23 protein-coding genes and 1 riboswitch are annotated in these 23,896 nt (G+C 36.2%); of the genes, 14 read left to right on the top strand and 9 right to left on the bottom strand.

From position 1 onward, the window contains the following. Positions 1 to 59: 59 nt before the first annotated feature. On the bottom strand, positions 60 to 809 hold the full coding sequence (locus B8955_RS00265; protein ID WP_084097677.1) for an amino acid ABC transporter ATP-binding protein: 750 nt from the start codon (positions 807 to 809) through the stop codon (positions 60 to 62). A gap of 10 nt (positions 810 to 819) precedes the next feature. Beyond that, complete coding sequence (locus B8955_RS00260) at positions 820 to 2,427, bottom strand: ABC transporter permease subunit (protein WP_407639087.1); 1,608 nt, start codon at positions 2,425 to 2,427, stop codon at positions 820 to 822. A 127-nt stretch (positions 2,428 to 2,554) separates the two neighbouring features. Beyond that, positions 2,555 to 2,715, bottom strand: a riboswitch (Lysine riboswitch). Positions 2,716 to 2,885: 170 nt separating this feature from the next. On the opposite strand from B8955_RS00260, the gene zapA reads away from it, so the two are divergent. From zapA to trxA, 4 genes are all read left to right on the top strand, one after another. Next, complete coding sequence (zapA, locus tag B8955_RS00255) at positions 2,886 to 3,446, top strand: cell division protein ZapA (protein WP_143238303.1); 561 nt, start codon at positions 2,886 to 2,888, stop codon at positions 3,444 to 3,446. 11 nt (positions 3,447 to 3,457) lie between these two features. Next, entirely contained in the window at positions 3,458 to 4,009 is a 552-nt protein-coding gene (locus tag B8955_RS00250; protein WP_159444399.1) for a CvpA family protein, read from the top strand. Positions 4,010 to 4,036: 27 nt separating this feature from the next. Next, a complete protein-coding gene (locus B8955_RS00245) occupies positions 4,037 to 6,424 on the top strand; it encodes an endonuclease MutS2 (RefSeq protein ID WP_084097674.1) in 2,388 nt (795 codons plus the stop codon). Between the two features lie 76 nt (positions 6,425 to 6,500). Then, a complete protein-coding gene (gene trxA / locus B8955_RS00240) occupies positions 6,501 to 6,812 on the top strand; it encodes a thioredoxin (protein ID WP_084097673.1) in 312 nt (103 codons plus the stop codon). Positions 6,813 to 6,859: 47 nt separating this feature from the next. On the opposite strand, the gene mgsA is transcribed toward trxA, so the two are convergent. After that, on the bottom strand, positions 6,860 to 7,309 hold the full coding sequence (gene mgsA / locus B8955_RS00235) for a methylglyoxal synthase (protein ID WP_084097672.1): 450 nt from the start codon (positions 7,307 to 7,309) through the stop codon (positions 6,860 to 6,862). A gap of 87 nt (positions 7,310 to 7,396) precedes the next feature. Between mgsA and racE the strand changes: the two genes are divergently transcribed. Genes racE through B8955_RS00225 form a run of 3 tightly spaced genes read left to right on the top strand, consistent with a single transcriptional unit; the run spans position 7,397 to position 9,324 of the window. Further along, positions 7,397 to 8,218: a glutamate racemase gene (gene racE / locus B8955_RS06955; RefSeq protein WP_143238302.1), complete on the top strand. Its 822-nt coding sequence runs from the start codon at positions 7,397 to 7,399 to the stop codon at positions 8,216 to 8,218. Continuing rightward, positions 8,219 to 8,827 carry an XTP/dITP diphosphatase gene (locus B8955_RS06950; protein WP_143238300.1) on the top strand — a complete coding sequence of 203 codons (609 nt, stop codon included), beginning with the start codon at positions 8,219 to 8,221 and terminating at the stop codon, positions 8,825 to 8,827. Further along, on the top strand, positions 8,824 to 9,324 hold the full coding sequence (locus B8955_RS00225) for a YfcE family phosphodiesterase (protein WP_084097671.1): 501 nt from the start codon (positions 8,824 to 8,826) through the stop codon (positions 9,322 to 9,324). The genes B8955_RS06950 and B8955_RS00225 overlap by 4 nt, the downstream gene beginning before the upstream one ends. A 60-nt stretch (positions 9,325 to 9,384) precedes the next feature. On the opposite strand, the gene B8955_RS00220 is transcribed toward B8955_RS00225, so the two are convergent. Continuing rightward, on the bottom strand, positions 9,385 to 10,236 hold the full coding sequence (locus B8955_RS00220; RefSeq protein WP_084097670.1) for a mechanosensitive ion channel family protein: 852 nt from the start codon (positions 10,234 to 10,236) through the stop codon (positions 9,385 to 9,387). Between the two features lie 147 nt (positions 10,237 to 10,383). On the opposite strand from B8955_RS00220, the gene B8955_RS00215 reads away from it, so the two are divergent. From B8955_RS00215 to ccpA, 3 genes are all read left to right on the top strand, one after another. Then, a complete protein-coding gene (locus B8955_RS00215) occupies positions 10,384 to 10,902 on the top strand; it encodes a DUF948 domain-containing protein (protein WP_084097669.1) in 519 nt (172 codons plus the stop codon). A gap of 19 nt (positions 10,903 to 10,921) precedes the next feature. Further along, positions 10,922 to 11,470: a YtxH domain-containing protein gene (locus tag B8955_RS00210; RefSeq protein ID WP_084097668.1), complete on the top strand. Its 549-nt coding sequence runs from the start codon at positions 10,922 to 10,924 to the stop codon at positions 11,468 to 11,470. Positions 11,471 to 11,699: 229 nt separating this feature from the next. Beyond that, a complete protein-coding gene (gene ccpA, locus B8955_RS00205) occupies positions 11,700 to 12,707 on the top strand; it encodes a catabolite control protein A (protein ID WP_084097667.1) in 1,008 nt (335 codons plus the stop codon). Between the two features lie 54 nt (positions 12,708 to 12,761). Here ccpA and B8955_RS00200 read toward each other — a convergent pair whose 3' ends face one another. Beyond that, entirely contained in the window at positions 12,762 to 15,278 is a 2,517-nt protein-coding gene (locus B8955_RS00200; RefSeq protein WP_084097666.1) for a transglycosylase domain-containing protein, read from the bottom strand. A 163-nt stretch (positions 15,279 to 15,441) separates the two neighbouring features. Here B8955_RS00200 and B8955_RS00195 point away from each other — a divergent pair, with 163 nt between their 5' ends. The 4 genes from B8955_RS00195 to B8955_RS00180 all read left to right on the top strand — a co-directional run bounded on the left by B8955_RS00195 (position 15,442) and on the right by B8955_RS00180 (position 19,447). Beyond that, positions 15,442 to 16,344 (top strand): diacylglycerol/lipid kinase family protein, encoded by a 903-nt coding sequence (locus B8955_RS00195; RefSeq protein ID WP_084097665.1) that lies wholly within the window; start codon positions 15,442 to 15,444, stop codon positions 16,342 to 16,344. Positions 16,345 to 16,413: 69 nt separating this feature from the next. Continuing rightward, positions 16,414 to 17,142, top strand: a complete 729-nt coding sequence (locus B8955_RS00190) for a YebC/PmpR family DNA-binding transcriptional regulator (protein ID WP_084097948.1) — start codon at positions 16,414 to 16,416, stop codon at positions 17,140 to 17,142. Between the two features lie 275 nt (positions 17,143 to 17,417). Further along, entirely contained in the window at positions 17,418 to 18,362 is a 945-nt protein-coding gene (locus B8955_RS00185) for a 2-dehydropantoate 2-reductase (RefSeq protein ID WP_084097664.1), read from the top strand. A 38-nt stretch (positions 18,363 to 18,400) separates the two neighbouring features. Beyond that, a complete protein-coding gene (locus B8955_RS00180; protein WP_084097663.1) occupies positions 18,401 to 19,447 on the top strand; it encodes a PTS sugar transporter subunit IIC in 1,047 nt (348 codons plus the stop codon). Between the two features lie 47 nt (positions 19,448 to 19,494). On the opposite strand, the gene B8955_RS00175 is transcribed toward B8955_RS00180, so the two are convergent. Genes B8955_RS00175 through B8955_RS00160 form a run of 4 tightly spaced genes read right to left on the bottom strand, consistent with a single transcriptional unit; the run spans position 19,495 to position 23,895 of the window. After that, complete coding sequence (locus B8955_RS00175) at positions 19,495 to 20,115, bottom strand: V-type ATP synthase subunit D (protein ID WP_084097662.1); 621 nt, start codon at positions 20,113 to 20,115, stop codon at positions 19,495 to 19,497. Next, complete coding sequence (locus B8955_RS00170; protein WP_084097661.1) at positions 20,115 to 21,536, bottom strand: V-type ATP synthase subunit B; 1,422 nt, start codon at positions 21,534 to 21,536, stop codon at positions 20,115 to 20,117. The genes B8955_RS00175 and B8955_RS00170 overlap by 1 nt, the downstream gene beginning before the upstream one ends. Positions 21,537 to 21,548: 12 nt before the next feature. Then, positions 21,549 to 23,321 (bottom strand): V-type ATP synthase subunit A, encoded by a 1,773-nt coding sequence (locus B8955_RS00165; protein WP_084097660.1) that lies wholly within the window; start codon positions 23,319 to 23,321, stop codon positions 21,549 to 21,551. After that, entirely contained in the window at positions 23,305 to 23,895 is a 591-nt protein-coding gene (locus B8955_RS00160; RefSeq protein WP_084097659.1) for a V-type ATP synthase subunit E, read from the bottom strand. Before B8955_RS00160 ends, B8955_RS00165 begins: the two co-directional genes overlap by 17 nt. Position 23,896: the final 1 nt, after the last annotated feature.

Here is a 23,896-nt window from a genome sequence, read left to right as displayed (position 1 = left end):
CTTTAAAATTGTAGATAAAAATTAGGAGACGTTGCATCTGGCAACGTCTCCTTTTTTGATTATTTTCTTTCATTTAAATAACGAGTTAAGAAAGTTTTTGTGCGTTCATGTTGTGGATGGTCAATGACTTCTTCAGAAGGGCCATCTTCAACGATTACCCCTTTATCCATAAAGCAGACACGGGTAGAAACATCACGCGCAAACTCCATTTCGTGAGTGACGACAATCATTGTAAGACCTTCTTTGGCTAATTCAGTCATCGTGGCTAGAACTTCCCCAACCATTTCCGGGTCTAGAGCAGAAGTCGGTTCATCGAATAATAACACTTCAGGATCCATCGATAATGCTCTAGCAATAGCTACCCGTTGTTGTTGACCACCAGATAAGTGATGCGGTTTAGCCTCACGATAAGGTGCCATGCCGACTTTTTCTAAATGTTTAAGGGCTACTTTTTCAGCTTCTTCGCGCGAACGGCCTAAGATTTTCATCTGTCCAATCACACAGTTTTCTAAAGCGGTCATATTTTTAAATAAATTAAATTGTTGAAAAACCATTCCTACTCGAGAGCGATAATGATTTTGGTTAAATTTAGGATTCAAAATGGATTCGCCATGATAACGTATATCACCTGAAGTTGGCGTTTCTAATAAGTTTAAGCATCTTAATAAGGTTGATTTACCTGAACCTGAAGATCCGATGATACTGATGACTTCTCCGGGAGAGACAGCGAAATCAATATCACGTAAAACTAAATTATCTGTATATTTTTTTTCGAGATGTGTCACCGTTAAAATTGTTTCTTGAGCCATAAGTATCCTCCTATTCTGGGATTGTTGATGATGTATGAATCCGGTAAGTATCAGAATCGTTAAATTTTTTCTCTATCCAATTTAAAATACGAGTAGAAGTAAAGGTTAGAACGAAATAAATGATAGATGCGATTAAAAAGGTTTGGAATGTTAAATAAGTTGATCCAGCAGTTGATTTGGTAATAAAGAACAACTCAGTAACCGCAATGACATTTAAAACAGATGTATCTTTAATGTTAATGACAAATTCATTCCCTAATGCTGGTAATGTTGTTCGAATAGCTTGGGGAAGAATAACGGATGTCATGGTTTGAAAATGGTTCATACCAATCGCTTTAGCTGCTTCTGTTTGTCCTTTATCAATTCCAGTAATTCCCCCACGAATGACTTCTGATAGATAAGCACCAGTGTTAACCGATACAATAAGTAATGCTGCTGCCATAGAAGATAAATCAAAATCAAAGAATAATTTTGAACCATAGAAAATTAGCATTGCTTGAACCATCATTGGTGTTCCACGGAATATTTCAATATAAGCAACAATAATGAAATCAATTATTTTATACAACACATATTTGATTTTATCTGTTTTAGCAACCTTGATTGAACGGATAATCGCAATAATAAGACCAATAAGTGATCCGATAATTGTTGACGTCAAGGCAATAAACATTGTATTACCAGCGCCACGTAAGAATTGTGAGCCATATTTCGACCAAATATTAGAGATATCGCCAAGAAAACCACGATCTTCGTCTTGTTCATTTAAATCGACCATATCTTCCATCGTGTCTTCACGTTCATCATTAGAAATGGTATCCAAAGCATCATTAATAGGATCAACCAATGGCGAATCTTTTCTTAAACCAACAGCGACTTCAGTAGTTACATCTTTTAAATCAAAGCCTTTATTATCGTCAAAAGAAACATAAGTTAAATCAGGGTTAGCTGCGATTGCTGACATAGCACCCGGACGTTCGGAAATATAAGCATCGATTTTTCCACTCATTACAGAAGAAATCATAGTTGGGAAAGCCTCTAACGCAGTTTGTTTATTGACATTAGGAATTTGATCAATTAAATCGTAATGGAAGGTATTTAGTTGACCAGTAACTTTGGCATTTGCAAAGTCATCAAGACTGTTGGCTGAAGCGTAAGGACTATCTTTATCAACCACTAATACAATATCAGAATTATAGTAGCTATTAGTGAAGTCCATTTGTTTTAAACGTTCTTCAGTAGGAGACATCCCAGCAATAATGGCATCAATTTTCCCAGATTCGAGTGCGGGTGGTAGACCGTCCCACTCAAGTTTCACAATTTCTAATTTGACGCCTAATTTATCAGCTAATTTTCGGGCCATTTGCACATCATAACCATTAGCGTATTCGCCAGATGAATTACTGATTGGAACGGCACCATTACTGTCGTCGGTTTGGGTCCAGTTAAAAGGCGCATAGTTTGCTTCCATTCCCACTTTTAAGGTTTTAGAATCTTCCAATCCAGATGCGACAGATTTGTCAATCTCTTTTGCTTGAGTCGAAACAGGATGTAGGCAAAAGATGAATAATAAGGCCATGATAAACCAGTGATAGAGACGATGATGACTATTTTCCATAATATTCCTCCTAAAAAAAGCCTCTACTGCAAATTGAGTAGAGGCTTGAAGAATAGACGAAAATTTCCTGATATGACAGACATCATAGATAAAACCGAATGACGGCATCTCTTCATATCATACTATTATTCAGGATAGCGCAACACCGTAGTGACAGTCGTAAATATCTTCTATTTACGCCCAGAAGGTTGCTTTGGCAAACGTCCTTCTTCGGCAAAATACCCTTTCAATACTCTCACAGCTCCCGCTCAAGTATTTACTGATTTATTTCGCACCTCTATCTCAAAATGATTAATTACTTTGTACTAGTCTAACACTTTACACTACTTACAGCGACTTTGCAAGAAAGAGTTTATCAATTTAATATACAAACTAGTCAGAATACTGATAAAATGCTAAAATATAAGCATTACTATTCAAGTGAAAAGTCTATGTATAGATGGGAATGACAAGCAAAAATGACAAGACGATTTACAACCCATATTGGAGTTAAAAAAGTGACTGTTCGAGCTGATAAAACAGCTGCTGAAGTTAAAGAACTAAGTGCTAAGATTAACGATGATTTAAAAAAACTGGCATTTCAAGCACCTGAACGTACCTTCGAAGATCATGTTGTATTGCTAGCTATTAATGCCTATTCACAAATTGAATCGCTAACGGATGAACTTGACGAATTAAAGCAACAAAATAAACAGTTACAAGAACGTCAACATCTACTAGAGCAGGAATACGAACGAGACTCTGAAAGTGAGAAATCATCAGATGACGATGTGACTGAAATTAGCGATGATGTTACTGAATTAAATGATAGTGAGATGTCATTATCAGAATCTAAAGAAGATGAATCATCTTCCACGAAATCATCCATGTTAACACACCGACCAGTTGAAAAGAAATCAAAATCATCAAAAAAACAGGCACCGTTGAATACACATGCTTATAATCCTAAACGTTTGCAACGCGAAATGAGTCAAGCATCACAACAGCTCAATCGGTTACGCCAAACGCCTAGATCTTAATGGAGGGGCTTATGACCATAATCATTATCTTGCTAATTTTTGCAGCTACGATTTATTTACATGTTACTAAAGGATCTGGGTATAGCTTAATCAAACTTCTTGGTTTAATTGGTAGCTATTTAATGGCTTGGTTATTCTATCAACCAATGTCAAAATTTTTATCGTTATGGGTTCCATACCCAGGATTACGCTTAGATGTGTCATTTACCTATTATCCTGATAGTATGATGACCCAATTGGATACCGTTTATTATCAAGCCGTTGCTTTTATTTTTATATTTTTAATTGGACAATTAATTGTGGCACTCATTAATCACCTAGTCGGAAATCAAAGAGATTTACGTTATCCACGCTCAATTGACTATTTATTTGGTGTCATTTCAGGTGTCACTCAAGCCTGGTTCATTGTTTTTTTAGCTTTTGCCTTTATGACATTACTTACTTTTCCAATCATTCAAAATTATTTAGCCAATAATGTCGTTGCTGATTTTTTTATTCGTAATAGTATGATTTTTTCTAGACATACTTTAGGGTTATGGCTAAACGGTGTTGCAACCATTTAATGGGATAAAACTAAGAGGAGGATTTTGTTGAATACTAAAATTTACGAAACACTTGCCTTTAATCAAATGAGACGTGACCTAGCAAAAGAAACCGTAACGGAATTAGGACATTCACGAGCCTTGAAGCTAGAACCGATGACGAAACAAGCTGAAATTGAACAATCTTTAAATGAAGTAAATGACGTGAAGCAATTAAACGCTCACGAATTAACGCTACCTATTGGCCAACTAAATAATATTCGTCATCATTTAAAACGATTAGCAATGGAAGCATCATTAAATGGTAAAGAACTCGCTCAAGTTGCTAAAGTGTTACGTGCCTCAACTGAAGTTGCGGCTTTTTTTACCAAAATTGAAGAGGAAGACATTGAAATCCCAGCGTTATTACCGTATGCCGATGAACTAGTCGATGTTAGAGATATCACTAAACAAATTACGCGTGCGATTGCAGATGATGGAACTGTTTATGATGAGGCAAGTGCTAAATTGCAAGGCTTACGACAAGGCATTAAACGAGAAGAAGCAGAAATTCGCATTCGTTTAAACCAATTGATTAAATCCGATAAGGCACGATTTTTATCAGACCATCTCATTACAATTCGAAATAATCGCTTCGTTTTACCAGTTAAGCATGAAAATCGTTCAGCCTTTGGAGGCGTCGTTCATGATCAAAGTTCTAGTGGACAGACTTTGTATATCGAACCTCAAAGTGTGGTGGATGCAAATAATAAATTAACCGGTTTACGTAGTCAAGAAAAAGATGAGATTCAACGTATCTTTATGGCACTTTCACAAGAGTTGGTCCCATATTTAGATGCGATTGAACACAATGCCTATATTTTAGGTTATCTAGATTTTGTGCAAGCAAAATATCGTTTGGCAAAAAAACAGCAAGCTACGAGACCACAATTAGCAAATGATAACCAACTGTCCTTACGGGCTGCCCGTCATCCGTTTATCCCTAGAGATCAAGTCGTAGCTAACGATATTTATTTCGATGAAACCTATGATATGTTAATTATCACTGGGCCTAATACGGGTGGTAAAACAATTACGTTGAAAACCACTGGACTTCTTCATCTAATGGGACAATCTGGTTTATATATTACAGCTGATGAAGATAGTCGTATTGCCGTATTTAATGAAATATATGCTGATATTGGCGATGAACAGTCGTTAGAGCAAAGTTTAAGTACTTTCTCCGGCCATATGAAAAATATTATTCAAATTATTGCCCAAGCTGATAGTCACTCACTAGTTTTAATTGACGAACTTGGGTCAGGAACCGATCCTAAAGAAGGGGCAGCTTTAGCCAAAGCGATTTTAAATCGCTTAGCCTTTCAACAAGCATCGGTATTAGCCTCAACCCATTATCCAGAGCTAAAAGCTTATGCCTTTGATCATCCAGTAGCGACGAATGCTAGTATGATTTTCGATGAAGAGACCTTGCAACCAACGTATCAACTTCAAATTGGGGTCCCTGGTCGAAGTAATGCTTTGGATATTTCACAACGGTTAGGATTACCCACTGAAATTGTTTCTGAAGCACGAGAAGAGATGGCAAATGAAACGCAATCTTTAAATGAGATGTTATTAGATTTAGAAGAACGTCGCCAATCTTATGAAGATAAACTATTGTGGGTGAAAGGACAGATCGCAGAAGCTGATAGTATTTTAGCAGATATTAAAGAAGTTTATCAGCGAATGTCTGCGGATAAAGAACGATATCTAGAACGTGCAAAACATGAAGCCAATGTGATTGTGTCTGATACGGAAGAGAAAGCCAAACAATTAATCGGAGATATCCGTGAGTGGCAACGAAATCATCCAAATGGTGAAATGATAAAAGAACATGAGATGATTGCAAAACAAAAAGAAATTTCTGATTTGACACAAGAAGAGAAAAATCTACGGAAAAATAAAGTCCTTAAAAAAGCGAAAAAACAAAAAGGAAAACATCATACGTTAGAAGCAGGGGATGAAGTCAAAATTTTACCATATGAACAAACAGCGACATTAGTTGAGAAACGTGATAACATGTGGTTGGTTCAAATGGGAGCATTAAAAGTTGAAGTTGATTCAAAAAATATTGAGTTAGTTAAAACTAAAAACCAACCAGAAAGTGGTAAACGTCAACGAGCTGGTGTCAAAGCAGCTCATGCTAAAAGTGTTAAAACAGAATTGGATTTACGCGGAGAACGCTATGAGCAAGCAATGGTCCGTTTAGATCAATTTATTGATTCTGCGCTATTAGCCAATCATCCTCAAGTGACGATTATTCATGGTCATGGGACAGGCGTGTTAAGAAAAGGCGTGCAAAAATACTTACGTCAACATCCTCAAGTCGCAAGTTTTGAATTTGCTCCCTATAATATGGGAGGAAAAGGAGCGACGATTGCTAAGTTTAAAGACTGAGTGTAAGTTCTTGAAGCGGAATGCTTCTGAATTATTTTGAAAGATGCTACAATAGCTTCAAAAGGAGGATTCACTTATGGTAAAAGCAATTACTGATCAAAACTTTACAGAAGAAACAAAAGACGGCGTTGTTCTTATCGATTTCTGGGCAACATGGTGTGGCCCATGCCGGATGCAATCACCAGTTGTTGAGGAGTTAGATGATGACATGGGGGACCAAGTCAAGTTCACAAAAATGGATGTTGATGAAAATCCTGAAACAGCCCAAAACTTTAATATTATGTCAATTCCAACATTAATGATTAAAAAAGATGGTGAAGTGGTCGAACAATTAGTTGGCTATACACCAAAAGAAAAATTAGAACAAGTATTAGATCAATATCTATAAAAATAGACCTCATCAGTTAGTATTTGACTAGACTGATGAGGCTTTTTTTATTTCACTTGGCCGTTAGCAAGATTGTTTAAAATATCTTTATTGAAATTTCCTTGTTCATAATTTGGACGCCAGTTCATTAAACCGGCATCTAGACCACGGACAAGAACTTCAGCTGTTCCAATATTGGTTGCTAAAGGAACATTATATACGTCACATAGACGAATTAAAGCATTAACATCAGGTTCATGTGGCATAGCAGCAAGAGGGTCTCTAAGAAAAATTACTAAATCCATTTCGTTTTGTGAGACAGCGGCTCCTATTTGTTGGTCGCCACCGAGAGGACCAGACTGATAGCGATGCACTGATAACTGAGTATTTTCCATAATGCGTAATCCAGTTGTTCCGGTAGCGTAGAGTTCATGATTTTTGAGAATGTTTTGATAAGCAGTCGCAAAATCAATCATTAAACTTTTTTTAGAATCGTGAGCGATTAGAGCGATATTCATATTAATCCTCCTAAAAGTAAGATAATCATAATATTATTGCGAATTATTCTTTGCTATAATTGTATCATATGAGATTTATTGGAGGAAATGAACGTGAAACAACCTATAGGAATTCTTGACTCAGGTGTTGGTGGATTAACGGTCGTAAAGGAAGCGATGCGACAATTACCTCATGAGTCATTGATTTATATTGGGGATAATGCCCGGTGTCCTTATGGGCCACGGACGAATGAAGAAATTTTAACTTATACGACACAACTCGTCGATTATTTATTGAAATTTAATATTAAAATGCTAGTGATAGCTTGCAACACAGCAACGGCAGTGACAGCTAAAGTTTTACAAGAAAGATTAGATATTCCTGTCATTGGTGTGATTAAACCAGGAGCGTTAGCTGCCAATCGTAAAACAGTGAGCGGTAAGGTTGGCTTAATTGCGACAGAAACAACCGTTAGAAGTCACTTCTATGAACATTTTTTATGGCAAAAAAACGCTCATTTAGAAGTCACTTCTTTAGCTTGTCCAAGTTTTGTTAATTTAGTCGAAAGTCATGAATACCATTCACCGTTAGCTAAACAAGTTGTAAAAAAACAGTTACAACCAATGATTGACCAACAAGTGGATACCTTAATTTTAGGGTGCACGCATTTCCCTATTATTTCTGATATTATTCAGATGACAATGGGTGATGGGGTGACATTGATAGATTCTGGAAAAGAAACAATTAGTGAGGTGTCTTATATACTATCGTACGAAAATATTGAAGCCTCCAACGAAGAGAATGACACAAGTTATCAATTTTTTACTACTGGATCTGCTCAAATGTTTGATGAAATTGCTGCAGAATGGTTAGAAAAACCGATAACTACAAAACATGTGTCACTCAATGAACTAGAAGGAGATGAGTAAATGGATAAAGTAGTGATTGCGACAGGGAATCCTGGCAAGGCAAAAGAATTCCAAGAATTTTTTGCTCCTTACAAAATTAAAGTAGAAACCTTATTAGATCATCCAGAAGTTGGTGATATTCCTGAAATAGGGACAACTTTTGTGGAAAATGCGACGATTAAAGCGACTGAAGCAGCTAAAATATTGCATTTACCGGTTATTGCAGATGATTCTGGATTAGAAGTAGATGCTTTAAATGGTGCACCAGGTATTTACTCCGCACGTTATGCGGGTCTTGAGAAAGATGACGCTGCTAACCGACGTAAATTATTGTCGGATTTAGCTGCGGTTCCTGAGGAAAAACGGCAAGGTCGTTTCATCTGTGTATTAGTTGTTGCCAATGGTCAAGGGGAAAAAGTAGCTGAATTTCAGGGAACGCTTGAAGGAATGATTCTTACGAACGAGCAAGGAAACAATGGATTTGGCTATGATAGCTTGTTCTATGTTCCTAAATTTAATCAGACAACCGCTGAAATGACTACAGAAGAAAAAGGGAAAATTAGTCATCGTGGTCGTGCGATGCAAAAATTACAAAAAGCATTAGAATCAGGAGAGTTAACAATATCATGAAAATTTTAGTAGTCAGTGATAATCACGGGGATAGTGATATTTTAAATGAATTATATATGAAATATGAGGATAGTATCGACCTTTTTGTACATTGTGGTGACTCGGAATTATCAAATGCTGATACAATTTGGGGCGTCTATCATACAGTTGGAGGCAACATGGATTTTTATGATTTTAAAGATTCAGATGTCATCTCAACTGAAGAAGGGAATATCGTTGTTGCTCATGGCCACCTTTTAAATGTTCATCATTCAGACGCTGAATTGATTCAATTAGCAAAACAAAATGATGCGCAATTGGTTTGTTATGGGCATACTCATGTTATGGATTGGCATGAAACGGATGGTATCAATGTCTTAAATCCTGGCAGTGTTCGATTACCTAGAGGACAATATCCATTTCCATCCTATGCGGTTGTTGAATGGAAGGATAATCAACTAGCGGTTCAATTTTATCAACGAAACCATCAACCAATTGATCTTTCTGAAATCGGATAAAAGTCAGATATCATTAAACCCTCAAGAGTTGTTTTTAACGGCCTCTTGAGGGTTACTTTTTTATCTCGTTGTCACTTGTTTAGTGCTTAATACAATTGGTTGTTCAATACCGTTTTTAGCTAAAGCATTAGTTAAGAGTTCATAGTAGTAGGTTTCTACATCCCATTGATGGTCATTAATGCACATAAAACGTACCCGGTAGACTAAACGACCATCTAAATCACGACAAACACCATAATATTCAGGGGCTTCTGTTAAATCGTGATTTGGTAAGGAAGCCTCTACTGTTTCATGAATAACGGCATTTAATTTTTCCATATTAACATCTGGATCAATGACAAGATCGACTTCTGTACGACGAGGGCATCTGGATTCATTGGTCACTTCTAAAATATTACGATTAGGAATGAAATGAACAGCACCCGTTACAGATTGCAATACTGTGGTGCGCATACCAATATTAGTAATAAACCCTTCATAATCATTAATTGTTACCATATCACCAACATCATATTGTCTTTCTAGAAGGATAAATAGCCCATTGACCATATCGCTAACAAAACCTTGAGCACCTAAACCAATTGCGACACTGGCAACACCAGCCCCAGCTAATAAGGTTGCAATAGGAACCCCGAGAATGGCTAGGATGGAATATCCTAAGAAGAAATAGTAAGTATATTGAATAATATTATCTAATAATTTTTTTAATGTAAGGTGACGCTGTTTCGCTTTTTCAGAAATATTATTGCGATTAAAATAGATACTCACTAATCGCTCAGCAAACCACCGCAAGAGTGAGAGTAAAATAATTGTGAAAATAAGTTGGACGCCACGTGAAATGACAAGATCAAAAATTCCTTCTATATCTAGATTATTAAAATAGTTAACGATTCGATTATAAAAATGGGTCATAACAGGTCTCCTTCCTTTATCTATAGTATTTTACCAAAAATCGATTATTTTTTCCAAAGCCGATAGTTATCTTTGTAATGCCTTTCAAAAAATGGTAAACTTGTTGTATAATTTATCTTATCATGCATAATAGGAAGAGGTGTAGAGATGACAGGAGGCCAAATAGCTGCGCTTATTGCTGCTGTTGCATTTGCTGTCTTAGTAGTATTCATTATTTTGTTCCTTCGCCAAGTGACTAAAACCGTAAGCGAAGTAACGGATACTGTGAAAGAGGCTAACGAAACCATTGCTATTTTACGTAAAGATGTAGATGGTATTTCTCTTGAAGCACAAGGGTTACTTAATAAATCTAATGTCTTATTAAATGATGTTAACGGAAAAGTATCACAAATTGATCCATTGTTTAAAGCGATTGGAGAAATTGGGATTACAGTCTCAGACGTTAACGACTCCACACGTGATTTAGTATTAAATGTAACAAATACAGCTAATGCCAAAGTTGATGAATTTAAATCAGATGATGATGAAAAAACGGATGAAGATGTTGCTCGTCAAACAGGAACGCGCGTTAGTGGTGTCGCCAAAGTAGGTAAATCTGCGAAAGCATTAGTAAAAAAACGTCAAATTCGCAAAGCTAACGAAAAATCTGAATCCAAAGCATTTTAATTAGAAAGAGGGATTATTTATGGGTAAAGGAAATACAAGTTCATTTTTATTAGGAGCAATTATCGGAGGAACAACTGCTGCAGTAACGGCATTATTATTCGCACCTAAATCAGGTAAAGAATTACGCGTTGATTTAAATAATCAAGTAGATGCTATGCGTGAAACAGCTATGGATTACGCTGACATTGCTGCTGAAAAAGGTTCTGCTATTCGTGATACTGCTCAATCAGCTGCTGATGATATTCGCGCTAATTTACGTGAGTCTGCTGATAACTTAAAAGTACAATTACAAGAAGCAAGCGATAACGCAAATGCAGAATACCAAATTGCTCGCGAAGAAGTTGAAAAAGCATACAAAGATTCTAAAGAAACAGCAAAAGATGCTAAAAAAGAAGCCGATAAAGAAGTTGCTGATGGTAAAGCAAAAGCACAAGAAGCAAATAAAAAAACTGAAAAAGCATCAAAACCTGTAAAAGAAGCCGCTAAAAAATCAGCTGAAGATGCTAAAGCAACAGCTAACAAAGCGAAAGCAGAAGCTGACCAAGCTAAAAAAGAAGCAAATAAATAGTAAGTAATTTATAAGCTAAAAGCTAGGATATTATCCTAGCTTTTTTATTTTGTTAAAAAAGTGATAATAAGAAAAAATTTTTAAATTACCTCTTGCATTTTTAAATTTGTACTGCTAAACTATGAAAGTTGATGAAAACGTAAATCAATAGGAAAGCAAACGCTTGCATTGGTGAAATGTAAGTGCTATATTTAAATCAAATTTTCAATAGAATTGGAGATGTATAGTAATGGAAAAACAAACGGTAACAATTTATGATGTTGCCAGGGAGGCTGAAGTCTCCATGGCAACTGTTTCGCGGGTGGTAAATGGAAATACAAATGTCCGCCCAGCGACTAAAAAAAGAGTAATGGAAGTCATTGAACGATTAGATTATCGTCCAAATGCTGTGGCACGTGGATTAGCTTCTAAAAAAACCACTACAGTGGGTGTTATTATTCCTAATGTGACGAATTTATTCTTTAGTTCATTAGCTTTAGGCATTGATGATGTCGCATCAATGTATGGCTACAATATTATCTTAGCTAATGCTGATCATAAAGCTCCAGAAGATGTGTTAAACAATATTTTAGCTAAACAAGTAGATGGTGTCGTTTATATGGGACATTATATTCCCGATACTGTTCGCCAAGAGATCGAACGGTCTAGAACACCATTTGTGTTAGCCGGTTTAACAGATCCGGAAAACAAAATTCCATCCGTTAATATTGATTACACTCAAGCTTTTAAAGATGGTGTTGAAAAATTAATTACTAAAGGGGCGAAAAAAATTGCTTTTTTAGCTGCTAAACCTTATTTCGATGAAAACACCGATCGTTTTGATGGCTATAAAGCCGCATTGTCAGAAGCAGGTATGACAGTCGATGAACAGTTATTATTTAAAGTTCAAGATACTCGATTCAAAGATGGCTATAAAGTGGCTGAAGATATTGCAAAATCAGGTGCAGATGCCTTAGCTGTTGTTGGTGATGAATTAGCAGTTACCGTATTTAATGGGCTACTTGATCGAGGAATTCGCATTCCTGAAGATTTCCAAGTGATGACTTCAAATAACTCACCATTAGTCAACTTAGTTCGTCCTCATCTATCAAGTATTGAACCACCATTATATGATATGGGAGCTGTATCAATGCGTATTTTAACAAAATTAATGGGGAAAGCAGATGAAGATGGGGAAGAATTAACTCAACGAGCAATTCTACCTCATGAAATTCATGAACGTGGCTCTTCTCTATAAGATATAAAAAAAAAGCCGATTAGTCAGTTATTCGACTAATCGGCTTTTTTTATTTTAATCTGTTTGACTATTGGCATCATACAATGCTTGTCTAGCTTCTTCATTTTCTTGGCGACGTTTTTGATAATCAGATAAAATTTGTTGAACAGTATTTTCAGTATCAGAATTACCAGATTGACGATAATCTTCTAGTGCATCAATTAACTCATCTACTTTACCTCCGATAGCAAATGGGAATTGAGCTTTAGGTGGATTAGCATCACCAGGGAATAGGTCGGTTGTCATTTCAACATTACTACTAATGTCATAAGACGTACCATATGGACCTTGGAAAGCTCCTGGTTTAGTACCAGTTTTAGTGACAACGGATTCTTCATGGACAGATTCCGGTTGACGACGCGTTTCATTAGCACCAAACATATCAGGGTATTGTGCACTTAAATCGTTCATTAAAGCAATCCAATATTTGGCGTGTCGAGCACCAGGTTGACCATACGTATCTGGTGAAGCATCATCATATAAGTTACGCGATTCGGTAATATTATCATAACCAATCCAACTGGTCATTGTGACGTTAGTCGTAGAGCCAGATACCCATAAGTCTCTAAAGTCTTCCGAAGTCCCACTCTTAACTGCCCAATCATAACCATCATTTAATTGTCCTTGATATGGAGACCAGGTACCATCAGTTACAACATCCCGCAACATATCACTAGTAATATAGGCGGTATCAGGCGAGAAGACTTGAACAGGTTTACTTTCGTGTTTATAAATCACTTGTCCATTACTATCAGTAATAGATTCTATTAAGTAAGGGGCGATGTACTGACCATCATTTGAGAATGTGGCGAAGGCACCAGCTAATTCTTCTACAGTTGGTCCAGTCGAGGTTCCTCCTAAAGATAAGGCAATATTTTCATATTCATCATCAGAAATGCCTTGATTTAACCCAAGTTTTTTCATATAACTTTGAACATCTACGCCTTGTTTTAATAATTCATTATATAAGTACAAGGTTGGATTATTTAATGAATGAGCTAATGCTTCGCGAGCAGTAATAAAATCATGAGAAATATTTACCCCAAAGTTCGAAGGCTCATAGTAGCTACCATCAGCTTGTTTAGCTCGCATGTAAGTGTCCGCTAATGGAGTTGATGGGAAGGCGATACCTTCTTCAATTGCTGGAGCATAAGTAAGCAGTGGTTTTAGTGACGAACCTGGAGACCGCCGACTTGAGAAAGCATGATCCACTTGACTCATATCAAAATCGACACCACCAATAAATCCTAATACGCGTCCCGTATGATTTTCGATTAATACCGAACCATTTTGAACAGGTTCTTTAATATCTTGTGATTCTCCCGTTTCATCATCAGTTTCATTACCTGAATAGACAGGACCAAATGACTGGTAATAGTCGTTAATTGTTTGATTCATCGTGTCATAGATGTCACCATCAACCGTTGATTGAATCGTTAATCCGTTATTTCTCATCATAGAGTCAGCTTCTTGACGATAACTATTAACAAGTTCCTCATCTTGATTGACCTCATTAATTGAAAGACCGTCTGCTTCAATCAGATGATTATAAATAATTTCTGAGGCTTCTTTTTCTAAAGCTTGATATAAGAATGGATAGTCTTCGCTTGTATCATCATTATTGTCATCATCTTCACTCGTATCTTGACCTAAGAAATCAGCTTTTAAATCATAATCTTTCGCTTCATCATACTCTGCTTTAGAAATCATATCTTCTAAATACATTCGGTTAAGCACTTCACGACTACGGGTTAACCCATAGTCTAATTCATCGTCAGATTTAAGAGCACCATCTTGATTATAAGGAGTGTATGAGTATGGATTTTGTGGCATTCCGACGAGATAAGCTGCTTGTGCCAAGTTTAACTCTTTAGCTGAAACACCAAAAACACCTTGAGCAGCTTCTTCAATACCTGCAATATTTTCACCTTTATGATTACGTCCATATGGTGATACGTTGAGATAAGATTCTAAAATCTGTTCTTTAGAGAAGAAATATTCTAAACGTAAAGATAATAAAATTTCTTTTGCTTTTCTTTCCATAGAAACTTCATTCGTTAATAAACGTTGTTTAACTAATTGCTGGGTAATTGTAGAACCTCCAGAAGACTGATTGCCACCAATTACTTGAGAAATTAGAGCACGCATGATAGCTGCTGGAACGACTCCTGAATGATTAAAGAAATTTTCATCTTCAGTTGAAATCAATCCCTCGACAACTTTAGGACTGATGTCTGATAATGGAATATTCGTTCGCACTAAGTCTGTACGCAGTGTTCCGATATCATCACCATTATTAAACGTAAGAGTGGATTTTTCTTCCATATTATTAATTGCAGAAGCAAATTCTTGCTTATCAGGTATTGGAGTATCTTCAACGAGACCAACAAAGTATCCCGCTCCAATGCCTGTAACTATTAGAAGTGAAACTAAAAGAATGATTAGTATAATGCTAAAAAAACGTTTTAACGCTTTAAAAAAAACGTTGAGATAAAAAGTGAAAGAATGATTTTTCCAAGCTGTTTTCTTCATATATAACCCTCTAATTTTTTGGATTAGCTTATACAAAAAGCCAAATTAATGCTATTATTATAGCAAATATAAATGATTGTGACTATACAAACTCATTTTCTTAATATTCCATAATGAGCAAATGATTTTTAGATAGTCCAAAGAACGACAAAGGAGGCACAATATGAGTGGATGTTTATTAGTCATTAATCCTAGTGCTGGAAAAGGAGAAGCGGAAAATATTCAAACTGAAATTGAACCAATTTTAGCGAAACACTTTGGCGAGGTTACTGTTAAATATACTGAAGGGGAAGGTGATGCGACAAAGTTTGTAGATGATGCGAAAGAAATGGACGCTGAGGCTTACTTTGTCGTCGGAGGAGATGGAACGGTTAATGAAGCCATCAATGGATTGGCGGCATTAGATCATCCGATGTCTTTTGGTTTTTTACCAATGGGAACAGTCAATGATTTAGCGAGAGCATTAGGTTTTCCTAAAGAAATTTCTGCTGCTATAAAAGGATTAAAAGATTATCAACTACAACCTCTTGACGTTGGAAAAATTAATGACCAATATTTTATGAATGTTGTTGGTATTGGTGCCATTCCTCACGCAGTTAATCACACGTCATCAGAGGAAAAATCGAATTTTGGCTTTTTAGCTTATTTAAAAGATGGTGTGCAAGCAGCTATTAAAGAAGATAGTGCGTATTATGATGTGACGATAGATGGAACGACTTATCGGAATTTAAAAGCTGAGGCAATTGTCATCGGATTAACGAATAGTGTTGGTGGCTTTGAAAAAATGTTTAAACAGGCTAAAGTTGATGATGGGAAAATTCACTTTTTAGCGCTTCAAGGAAGAAATACCCTAAAACTTGTTCATGAATTATTCCAAGGACTTATCAATGGGGATATTTCTGAAGCAAAAGATGCTTGGTATGAAACTGGGGAACAAATAAAAATCGCTCTGTCTGAAAGTCAAAAAGAGATGGAAACAAATGTTGACGGGGATCCAGGACCAGAATTACCGATTGAATTATCGATTTTACCAAGTAAACTTTCTGTTATGGTACCCAAAGCTTAAATTGCGATAGATTAGTAGATTTGCTATAATAAAGAGTGCAAATTTTTCTTAATGAAAGAAGGTATTCTCTTGTCTGGACATAATAAATGGAGCAAGATTAAAAATAAAAAAGGCGATGCCGACGCAAAACGTGCCAAAGTCTTCCAAAAATTATCACGGGAAATTTATATGGCAACGAAACAAGGTGGACCTGATCCGGATTCAAACCCAGCATTACGGATGGTAATGGACAAAGCGAAGTCTGAAAATATGCCAAATGACAATGTGAAACGGGCAATCGAAAAAGGATCTAATACCGCTGGCGGTGAAGACTATGAAGAAATCACTTATGAAGGCTACGGTCCTGATGGAATTGCTGTGTATGTTGAAACGTTGACTGATAATAATATGCGTACTTTAACTAATGTACGGACAATTTTTAATAAAAATGGTGGATCATTAGGTGAATCTGGTTCAGTAGCTTATATGTTCGATCGTAAAGGGTATTTCGCTATTGAACGTGAAGATCTTGATACTACTGAAGATGAGATGTTTGAAGCAGTTATTGAAGCAGGAGCTGAAGATTTACAAACTTCAGATGATGTTTTTGAAATTTATACCGAAGCTGATGACTTTGCCGATGTTCGTGATGCATTATTAGAACAAGGGTTTAAATTTGCTTCTAACGAATTGACAATGGTTCCGAAAACCAAAATTCCTTTAAGTGATGAAAAACGAACATTATTTGAAACGTTAATCGATAAATTAGAAGATGACGATGACGTTCAAAACGTTTACTACAATACAGATCTTGATTAACAAGTGATATGCGGTATTAAATGAGCGAGACAATCTGGTCTCGCTTTTTTATTTGTTTGAGTTGTTAGACAATTCACAATATAATATTATATTATTGTAAAGGATTTCACATATAAAAAAGCAAAATGAATGCGATAAAATCACTGTTTTAGAGGGGAGAAGTGTAAATATATAATATTTTTTCATAAAAAAGCCAAAAACCGTATCTATTTGTGAAATACTATGCTAATATATCCCTATCAAATATTTCTTAAGAGAAAGTAGGAAAGATAAAAATGAAAATTGTTATTGTTGGTGCAGGAGCTATGGGGAGTCGTTTCGGCTTTATGTTGAAACAAGCTGGGCAAGATGTGGCGTTAATCGACGGTTGGGATAAAAATGTTGAAGCTTTACAAAAAGATGGTATTATCGCTAACTATAATGGAGAAGAAATTCAACAACCAATTGAGGCATATCATGAAGATGCTGTTGATCCAGAATTAAAAGCAGACTTATTGATTATTTTTACTAAAGCTATGCAGTTGGAAGCAACTTTACAAAAAACACAAGCTTATACCCATAATGAAACGCGTGTTTTATGTTTATTAAACGGAATTGGTTATGAAGATATTTTACGTCGTTATTTTGATGAAGACCAAATTATTATTGGAAATACGATGTGGACAGCTGGATTAGAGGGTCCAGGACGCCCTAAATTATTTGGTGATGGTTCGGTTAATTTGTTGAATTTAGGTAAAAGCGATGCAGCAGTTTCGGGTGCTCATGAAGTTATTGATATTTTCAATGAAGCTGGACTTAATGGTGTATATGAAAAAGGCATTTTCTATTTAATCTATAAAAAATTATGTGTCAATGGAACAATGAATGGATTATGTTCATTATTAGAATGTAATATGGCAGAATTAGGCGCTACTGAAGCTAATCGTGAAATTGTTCAACAATTAGTGAGTGAAATTGTTGCAATTGCTCAAGCAGAAGATGTGGAAATGTCTCGTGAAGAGATGATTGCTCATGTTGAGGAATGTTATAATCCTGAAACCATTGGATTACATTATCCATCTATGTATCAAGATCTTATTAAAAATAATCGCTCAACTGAAATTGACTTTATTAATGGTGCGATTGCAGATAAAGGCAAAAAATATGGTATCGCGACACCATATAATGATTTCTTAACTCGCTTAATTCATACTAAAGAAGAGTTACTAGGTGCTAAATAAATTGAGATAAAAAAGGAAATGGAAAGAAAGGATTCAATATGACACAGAAGAATATGACGCCTAAATTGTTTTTGAATAAGGTTTTAGGAGGAACAGCAACAGGGGTTGTGATTGGATTAATCCCTAATGCGGTATTATCAGGTATTTTAAAATATTTTACTGATATTCCTTTAGCAGTTATGCTTTCTCAAGTAGCCTTAATTTTCCAAATGGCCACCCCGTTATTAATTGGTGCTTTAATTGCCATGCAATTTGGTATGCAACCGATGCAAATTATGGTAACAGCTGGCGCTGCTTTTGTCGGTTCGGGAGTGGTAGCCTTTAACCCTGAAATCGGGGCATATATAGGGGCAGGGACTGGTGATTTAATTAACACCATGATTACTGCTGCCATCGCTGTACTTCTATTAATGCTTGTAAAAGATAAGTTTGGATCTGTTGCAGTTATTGCGATGCCAATTTTAATTGGATGTGGCGCGGCCATGCTTGGTTTACTTATTTTACCAATTATAACTTCTCTAACTGGTGCACTTGGAAGTGTGATTAATAGCTTTACAAATCTCCAACCAATTATTATGGCGATTTTAATTAGTTGTTCATTTGCCTTATTAATTGTTACACCAGTATCAACGGTGGCTATTGGGTTAGCTATTCAATTACAAGGTATTTCAGCTGGAGCAGCCGCTATGGGTGTAGCAGCAACAACAATTGTATTGGTTATTCATTCTTGGAAAGTAAATGAGAGTGGAGTAACGTTAGCTGTTGGTCTTGGAGCTATGAAGTTAATGATGCCTAACTTATTTAAGTATCCAATCATTATGTTACCAATTTTAGTAACAGCTGTTGTATCGGCAATTCCAGTCGCATTATTTGCTGTTAGTGGGACACCACAATCAGCTGGGTTTGGTTTAGTTGGTTTGGTTGGACCGTTAGCTTCATTTGATGCAGGGCTAAGTGTTCCACTAATTATTATTTCCTGGTTTGTTGTGCCAATCATTGCAGGCTTGATTGCTAAAATTGTTTTAGAAAAAGTGATGAAATTATACGATTCAAAAACTGTTTTCGCTTTTCAAGGTTCTAACTAATATAAAAAAATCCACTAGTCGAATGGCTAGTGGATTTTTTTACCTTTTTAATTTTCATTTAATATACGTTTAACGACTTTAAGTCGAGTGAACTCTTCACGTTCTTTTTCTTCTAGAGCGGCACTGATGACTTTTTGTGCGGATTCTAGTTGTGGAATTGTCACGTTTTGTAACGCATTCACTCGTTTTTGAGTTTTTTGCATATTATTCGCTAAGCGATAAGCAGAGTTTTCAACTTGAGCTAATTGAATTTGTAACTCATTCACTTTACAGAAAGCAATTCTCGCTTTATCGACTGCCATCGTTAACATATAAAATGAATAAGCAGGTAAGATATCAGGCTGATTAAACCGGAGTTCGGGGACCTCAGAACCCATAATACTACGCACTTTAATCTCTAAAGCATCAGTTATTTTGACATTTTCTGATGCATCATGGACATTTAACATTCCGTTTTCGTATCCAGCTAAAGTTAAGTAATAATAGGCTTCTTGATACGCATCATGAAGGTCTTTCTGAATACTTTTAGCTTTATCTAGGAGACTCACTAATTCATTCATTAAGATCATCCGTTTGCGGTCCATTAATTGATAGCCATTTTTAGATAAATCGAGAGTCTTTTCGATTTGCATTAAGTTCCCTTTAGTTGGGGCACTATTGACATCCATTAATCTTCACCTGCCTCGCGAGGCTCTTGTTCTGATGTTGATTGACTATTTTTATCGTAGTATTTATTTAAGATTTCGGTATCCATACGAGTTAATTCATCTTTAGGGAATTGACGAAGTAAGTCCCAACCCATATCTAGTGTATCTACAATTGAACGTGTTTCATCTTGAGATTGGCCAATAAATTGATTTTCGAATTTTTCTCCGAAATTTAAATACGTTTTATCAATATCAGAAAGCTCTTCTTCACCAATAACAGAAGCTAAACTTTTTGCTTCCGCTGCTCCTGAATAGGCAGCAAATAATTGGTTAGAAACATCACCGTGGTCTTCCCGCGTAAAGCCTTCACCAATACCGTCTTTCATTAACCGAGAGAGTGATGGTAGGACATTAATAGGAGGGAAGATATTTTTTCCTTCTAAGGAACGATCTAAAACGATTTGTCCTTCTGTAATATAACCTGTTAAGTCAGGAATAGGATGCGTAATATCATCGTTAGGCATAGTTAAGATTGGAATTTGGGTAACTGAACCAGGTCGTCCTTCAACAATACCAGCACGTTCATAGATAGTTGCTAATTCAGAATAAAGATAACCAGGATATCCTTTACGTGATGGAATTTCTTGTTTAGCACTTGAAATTTCCCGTAACGCTTCACAGAATGATGTCATATCTGTTAGAACAACTAATACATGTTTCCCTAGATCATAAGCTAAGTACTCAGCAGTAGTTAAAGCTACACGAGGAGTAATTAAACGTTCCATAACAGGGTCATCTGCTGAATTAACGAACATTGTCACATGGTCCATTGCGCCTGATTCTTCAAATTGACGACGGAAGAAGTCAGCCACATCGTGTTTAACTCCCATTGCAGCGAAAACCACAGCAAATTCTTCGTCGGAATTTTCACCTAATTTTGCTTGCTTAACAATTTGAGCAGCTACTTCATTATGGCTCATCCCATCTCCAGAGAAAATAGGTAACTTTTGACCACGGATTAATGTCATTAACCCATCAATTGCTGAAAATCCTGTTTCGATATAGTCACGAGGATAAATCCGAGAAACAGGGTTTAATGGCGCACCATTTACATCACGTTTAATGTTGGAATGGATAGCACCTAAATCATCAATTGGACGACCGATACCATCAAATACACGCCCTTGAATTTCAGGGGATAGTTCGATTTCCATTCCATGGCCGGAAAACATTGTATGAGTATTATCTAATGACATCGAAGTTGTCGAGTCAAAGACTTGGACCATAGCTTGTTCGCCCTCAATTGCGATTACTTGACCTAATTTTTCTTCTTGACGATTTACACGAAAATGTACGATTTCATTGTATGCAGCGCCTCTAACTCCATCAACGACAACTAGAGGGCCTTCAATGGAATCTAAACCTAAATATTCTATTGCCATTAAACTTCCTCCTTAGCCATTTTCTTCCATTGCTTTTTCATAGAATGCATCGATTTCATCAAAGTATTCTTGGAATTTCTCATCATCATCATTTTCAACGTCAAATTTCATATTAATGACATGATTAAAAATTGGTGATTTCGCAATATACGTCATCGGCATTCCCCATTGTACTAATGATTTTGCTCGATGATGTAAGTATAGAATAACTTCTAACATTTTAGCTTGTTTTTTCATTGGAACCGCCGCATCAATATTATGGAATGAAGATTGTTGTAAGAAGCCTAAACGTAAAACTTTAGCTGTTTGTAATACTAATTTTTGGTGATCGGGTAATACGTCAGAACCAATTAATTTTACGACTTCCATTAATTGATCTTCTTCATGTAATAAGGCAACCATTTCTGCTCGATTCGCAACAAAATCTTCTGAAATATTTTTGTTATACCAATCGCTTAAGTCATTCACATATTGAGAATAACTATTCATCCAGCTAACAGCAGGGTAGTGACGAGAATGGGCAAGGTTTGAATCTAATCCCCAGAAACACCGTACGAAACGTTTGGTATTTTGAGTAACTGGTTCAGAGAAGTCACCACCTTGAGGAGATACGGCACCGATGATTGAAACAGAACCTTCAGAATTGTTGAGATTATGCATGAAACCAGCACGTTCATAGAAAGTTGCAATTCGACTCGCTAGGTAAGCGGGGAAACCTTCTTCGGCAGGCATTTCTTCAAGACGTCCAGATAATTCACGTAAAGCTTCTGCCCAACGAGAGGTAGAATCGGCCATTATAGCAACATCATATCCCATGTCACGATAATATTCCGCAATTGTTAATCCTGTATAAATTGACGCTTCACGAGCGGCAACGGGCATGTTAGAAGTATTCGCGATAAGGACTGTCCGTTCCATTAATGGGGCATTCGTTCTCGGGTCAATTAATTTACTGAAATCTTCAAGAACTTCGGTCATCTCATTACCACGTTCTCCGCAACCAATATAGACAATAATATCAGCATCGGCATATTTGGCAATTTGATGTTGCATTGTTGTTTTACCTGTTCCGAAACCACCAGGAATTGCCGCTGTACCACCTTTAGCAATTGGGAAGACGGAATCAATAATTCGTTGTCCAGTAAGTAAAGGAATATTGCTTTCGTAACGTTCAGCAACAGGGCGAGGTGTACGAATTGGCCATTCTTGGTAAGCTTTAATTGGTGTAATCGTGCCATCAAATTGTTTAATTTTAATTAATGGGTCTTCGATTGAATAGTCACCATCTGGAACAACTTCAATGACTTCTCCTATTGTATTTGGTGGAACCATTACTTTATGAGTGATGGCAGCTGTCTCATCAACTTCAGCAATGATTGATCCACCACGTACATGTTCACCAACAGATACTTTCATTTTAATTGGCCATTTTTTGTCGGTATTTAAGGATTTAACATTAACGCCACGTTTAATAAAATAACCTGATTGTTTTTCGATTTCTTTTAGTGGACGTTCAATCCCATCATAAATATTATTTAATAGGCCAGGGCCTAGTTGGACTTTCATTGGCAAATCAGTACCATAAACCCACTCACCAGGCGTTAAACCAGCTGTTTCTTCATAAACTTGGATGGTCGTTTCTTCATCTGTGATACCAATAATTTCACCAATCAATTGGTCATCACCGACATAGACCATCTCTTGCATTGAGAACTCAGTAGGGCCAGCGATTTTAATGATAGGTCCTGAAATAGCATATATTTGACTTTTAGCGGTCACCAGCATCTACCTCCTTCAAAACAAAATTATCCTCTTCATTCGCTAATAACGTTGAAAATGAATAATCGACTAGAATGTTACGTTTCGTTAAAACACCACGAGCTCCACCAATAAAATCACGGTCTGATACTTTTAACTCGCCATGATTATTAATGGTTAATTGAGGAAGCTTGTCTTTATCTGTTTCATTTAGATAAACAATAAAATCTTCATCATCAGCAAATTCTTCCACTGAGTGAATCATCGCTTGCAATTGTTCAATATACTCTGATGTTTGCATATATTGATTCATTTCATCTTTAAAGTAGTTAAATAAAGATTTTTTTAGTTTTTCTTCTTCCACATAAAGATCACGTTGTTGTTTAATTTGTGTTTGTGAAATTTCTTTGTTGTTTTGTTTGTGAATGGCTGTTTTTTCGTTATCTAAACGATCAGTGACAGAAGCTTCAAGCTTACGACTATAGTCTTCATAATCTTTTTCTAATGTTTCACGATATTGTTCCAGTTGTTGGTCAATATTCGCATTAGCTTCTTTCATGACCTGTTCATCAAAAAAGGTCATTTTTTCATTTAATTCCACT

Origin of the sequence: Aerococcus suis, assembly GCF_900176325.1 — a bacterium.
Taxonomy (GTDB): Bacteria; Bacillota; Bacilli; order Lactobacillales; family Aerococcaceae; genus Aerococcus; species Aerococcus suis.
Note: the sequence above shows the minus strand (reverse complement) of the source record. Positions and strands in the feature narration are given on the sequence as shown.

Coding starts and splice junctions, on each gene's coding strand:
- B8955_RS00265 (WP_084097677.1), bottom strand. CDS start 809: ATGGCTCAAGAAACAATTTTAACGGTGACACATCTCGAAAAAAAATAT.
- B8955_RS00260 (WP_407639087.1), bottom strand. CDS start 2,427: ATGGAAAATAGTCATCATCGTCTCTATCACTGGTTTATCATGGCCTTA.
- zapA (WP_143238303.1), top strand. CDS start 2,886: ATGACAAGACGATTTACAACCCATATTGGAGTTAAAAAAGTGACTGTT.
- B8955_RS00250 (WP_159444399.1), top strand. CDS start 3,458: ATGACCATAATCATTATCTTGCTAATTTTTGCAGCTACGATTTATTTA.
- trxA (WP_084097673.1), top strand. CDS start 6,501: ATGGTAAAAGCAATTACTGATCAAAACTTTACAGAAGAAACAAAAGAC.
- mgsA (WP_084097672.1), bottom strand. CDS start 7,309: ATGAATATCGCTCTAATCGCTCACGATTCTAAAAAAAGTTTAATGATT.
- racE (WP_143238302.1), top strand. CDS start 7,397: ATGAACGTGAAACAACCTATAGGAATTCTTGACTCAGGTGTTGGTGGA.
- B8955_RS06950 (WP_143238300.1), top strand. CDS start 8,219: ATGGATAAAGTAGTGATTGCGACAGGGAATCCTGGCAAGGCAAAAGAA.
- B8955_RS00225 (WP_084097671.1), top strand. CDS start 8,824: ATGAAAATTTTAGTAGTCAGTGATAATCACGGGGATAGTGATATTTTA.
- B8955_RS00220 (WP_084097670.1), bottom strand. CDS start 10,236: ATGACCCATTTTTATAATCGAATCGTTAACTATTTTAATAATCTAGAT.
- B8955_RS00215 (WP_084097669.1), top strand. CDS start 10,384: ATGACAGGAGGCCAAATAGCTGCGCTTATTGCTGCTGTTGCATTTGCT.
- B8955_RS00210 (WP_084097668.1), top strand. CDS start 10,922: ATGGGTAAAGGAAATACAAGTTCATTTTTATTAGGAGCAATTATCGGA.
- ccpA (WP_084097667.1), top strand. CDS start 11,700: ATGGAAAAACAAACGGTAACAATTTATGATGTTGCCAGGGAGGCTGAA.
- B8955_RS00200 (WP_084097666.1), bottom strand. CDS start 15,278: ATGAAGAAAACAGCTTGGAAAAATCATTCTTTCACTTTTTATCTCAAC.
- B8955_RS00195 (WP_084097665.1), top strand. CDS start 15,442: ATGAGTGGATGTTTATTAGTCATTAATCCTAGTGCTGGAAAAGGAGAA.
- B8955_RS00185 (WP_084097664.1), top strand. CDS start 17,418: ATGAAAATTGTTATTGTTGGTGCAGGAGCTATGGGGAGTCGTTTCGGC.
- B8955_RS00180 (WP_084097663.1), top strand. CDS start 18,401: ATGACACAGAAGAATATGACGCCTAAATTGTTTTTGAATAAGGTTTTA.
- B8955_RS00175 (WP_084097662.1), bottom strand. CDS start 20,115: ATGGATGTCAATAGTGCCCCAACTAAAGGGAACTTAATGCAAATCGAA.
- B8955_RS00170 (WP_084097661.1), bottom strand. CDS start 21,536: ATGGCAATAGAATATTTAGGTTTAGATTCCATTGAAGGCCCTCTAGTT.
- B8955_RS00165 (WP_084097660.1), bottom strand. CDS start 23,321: ATGCTGGTGACCGCTAAAAGTCAAATATATGCTATTTCAGGACCTATC.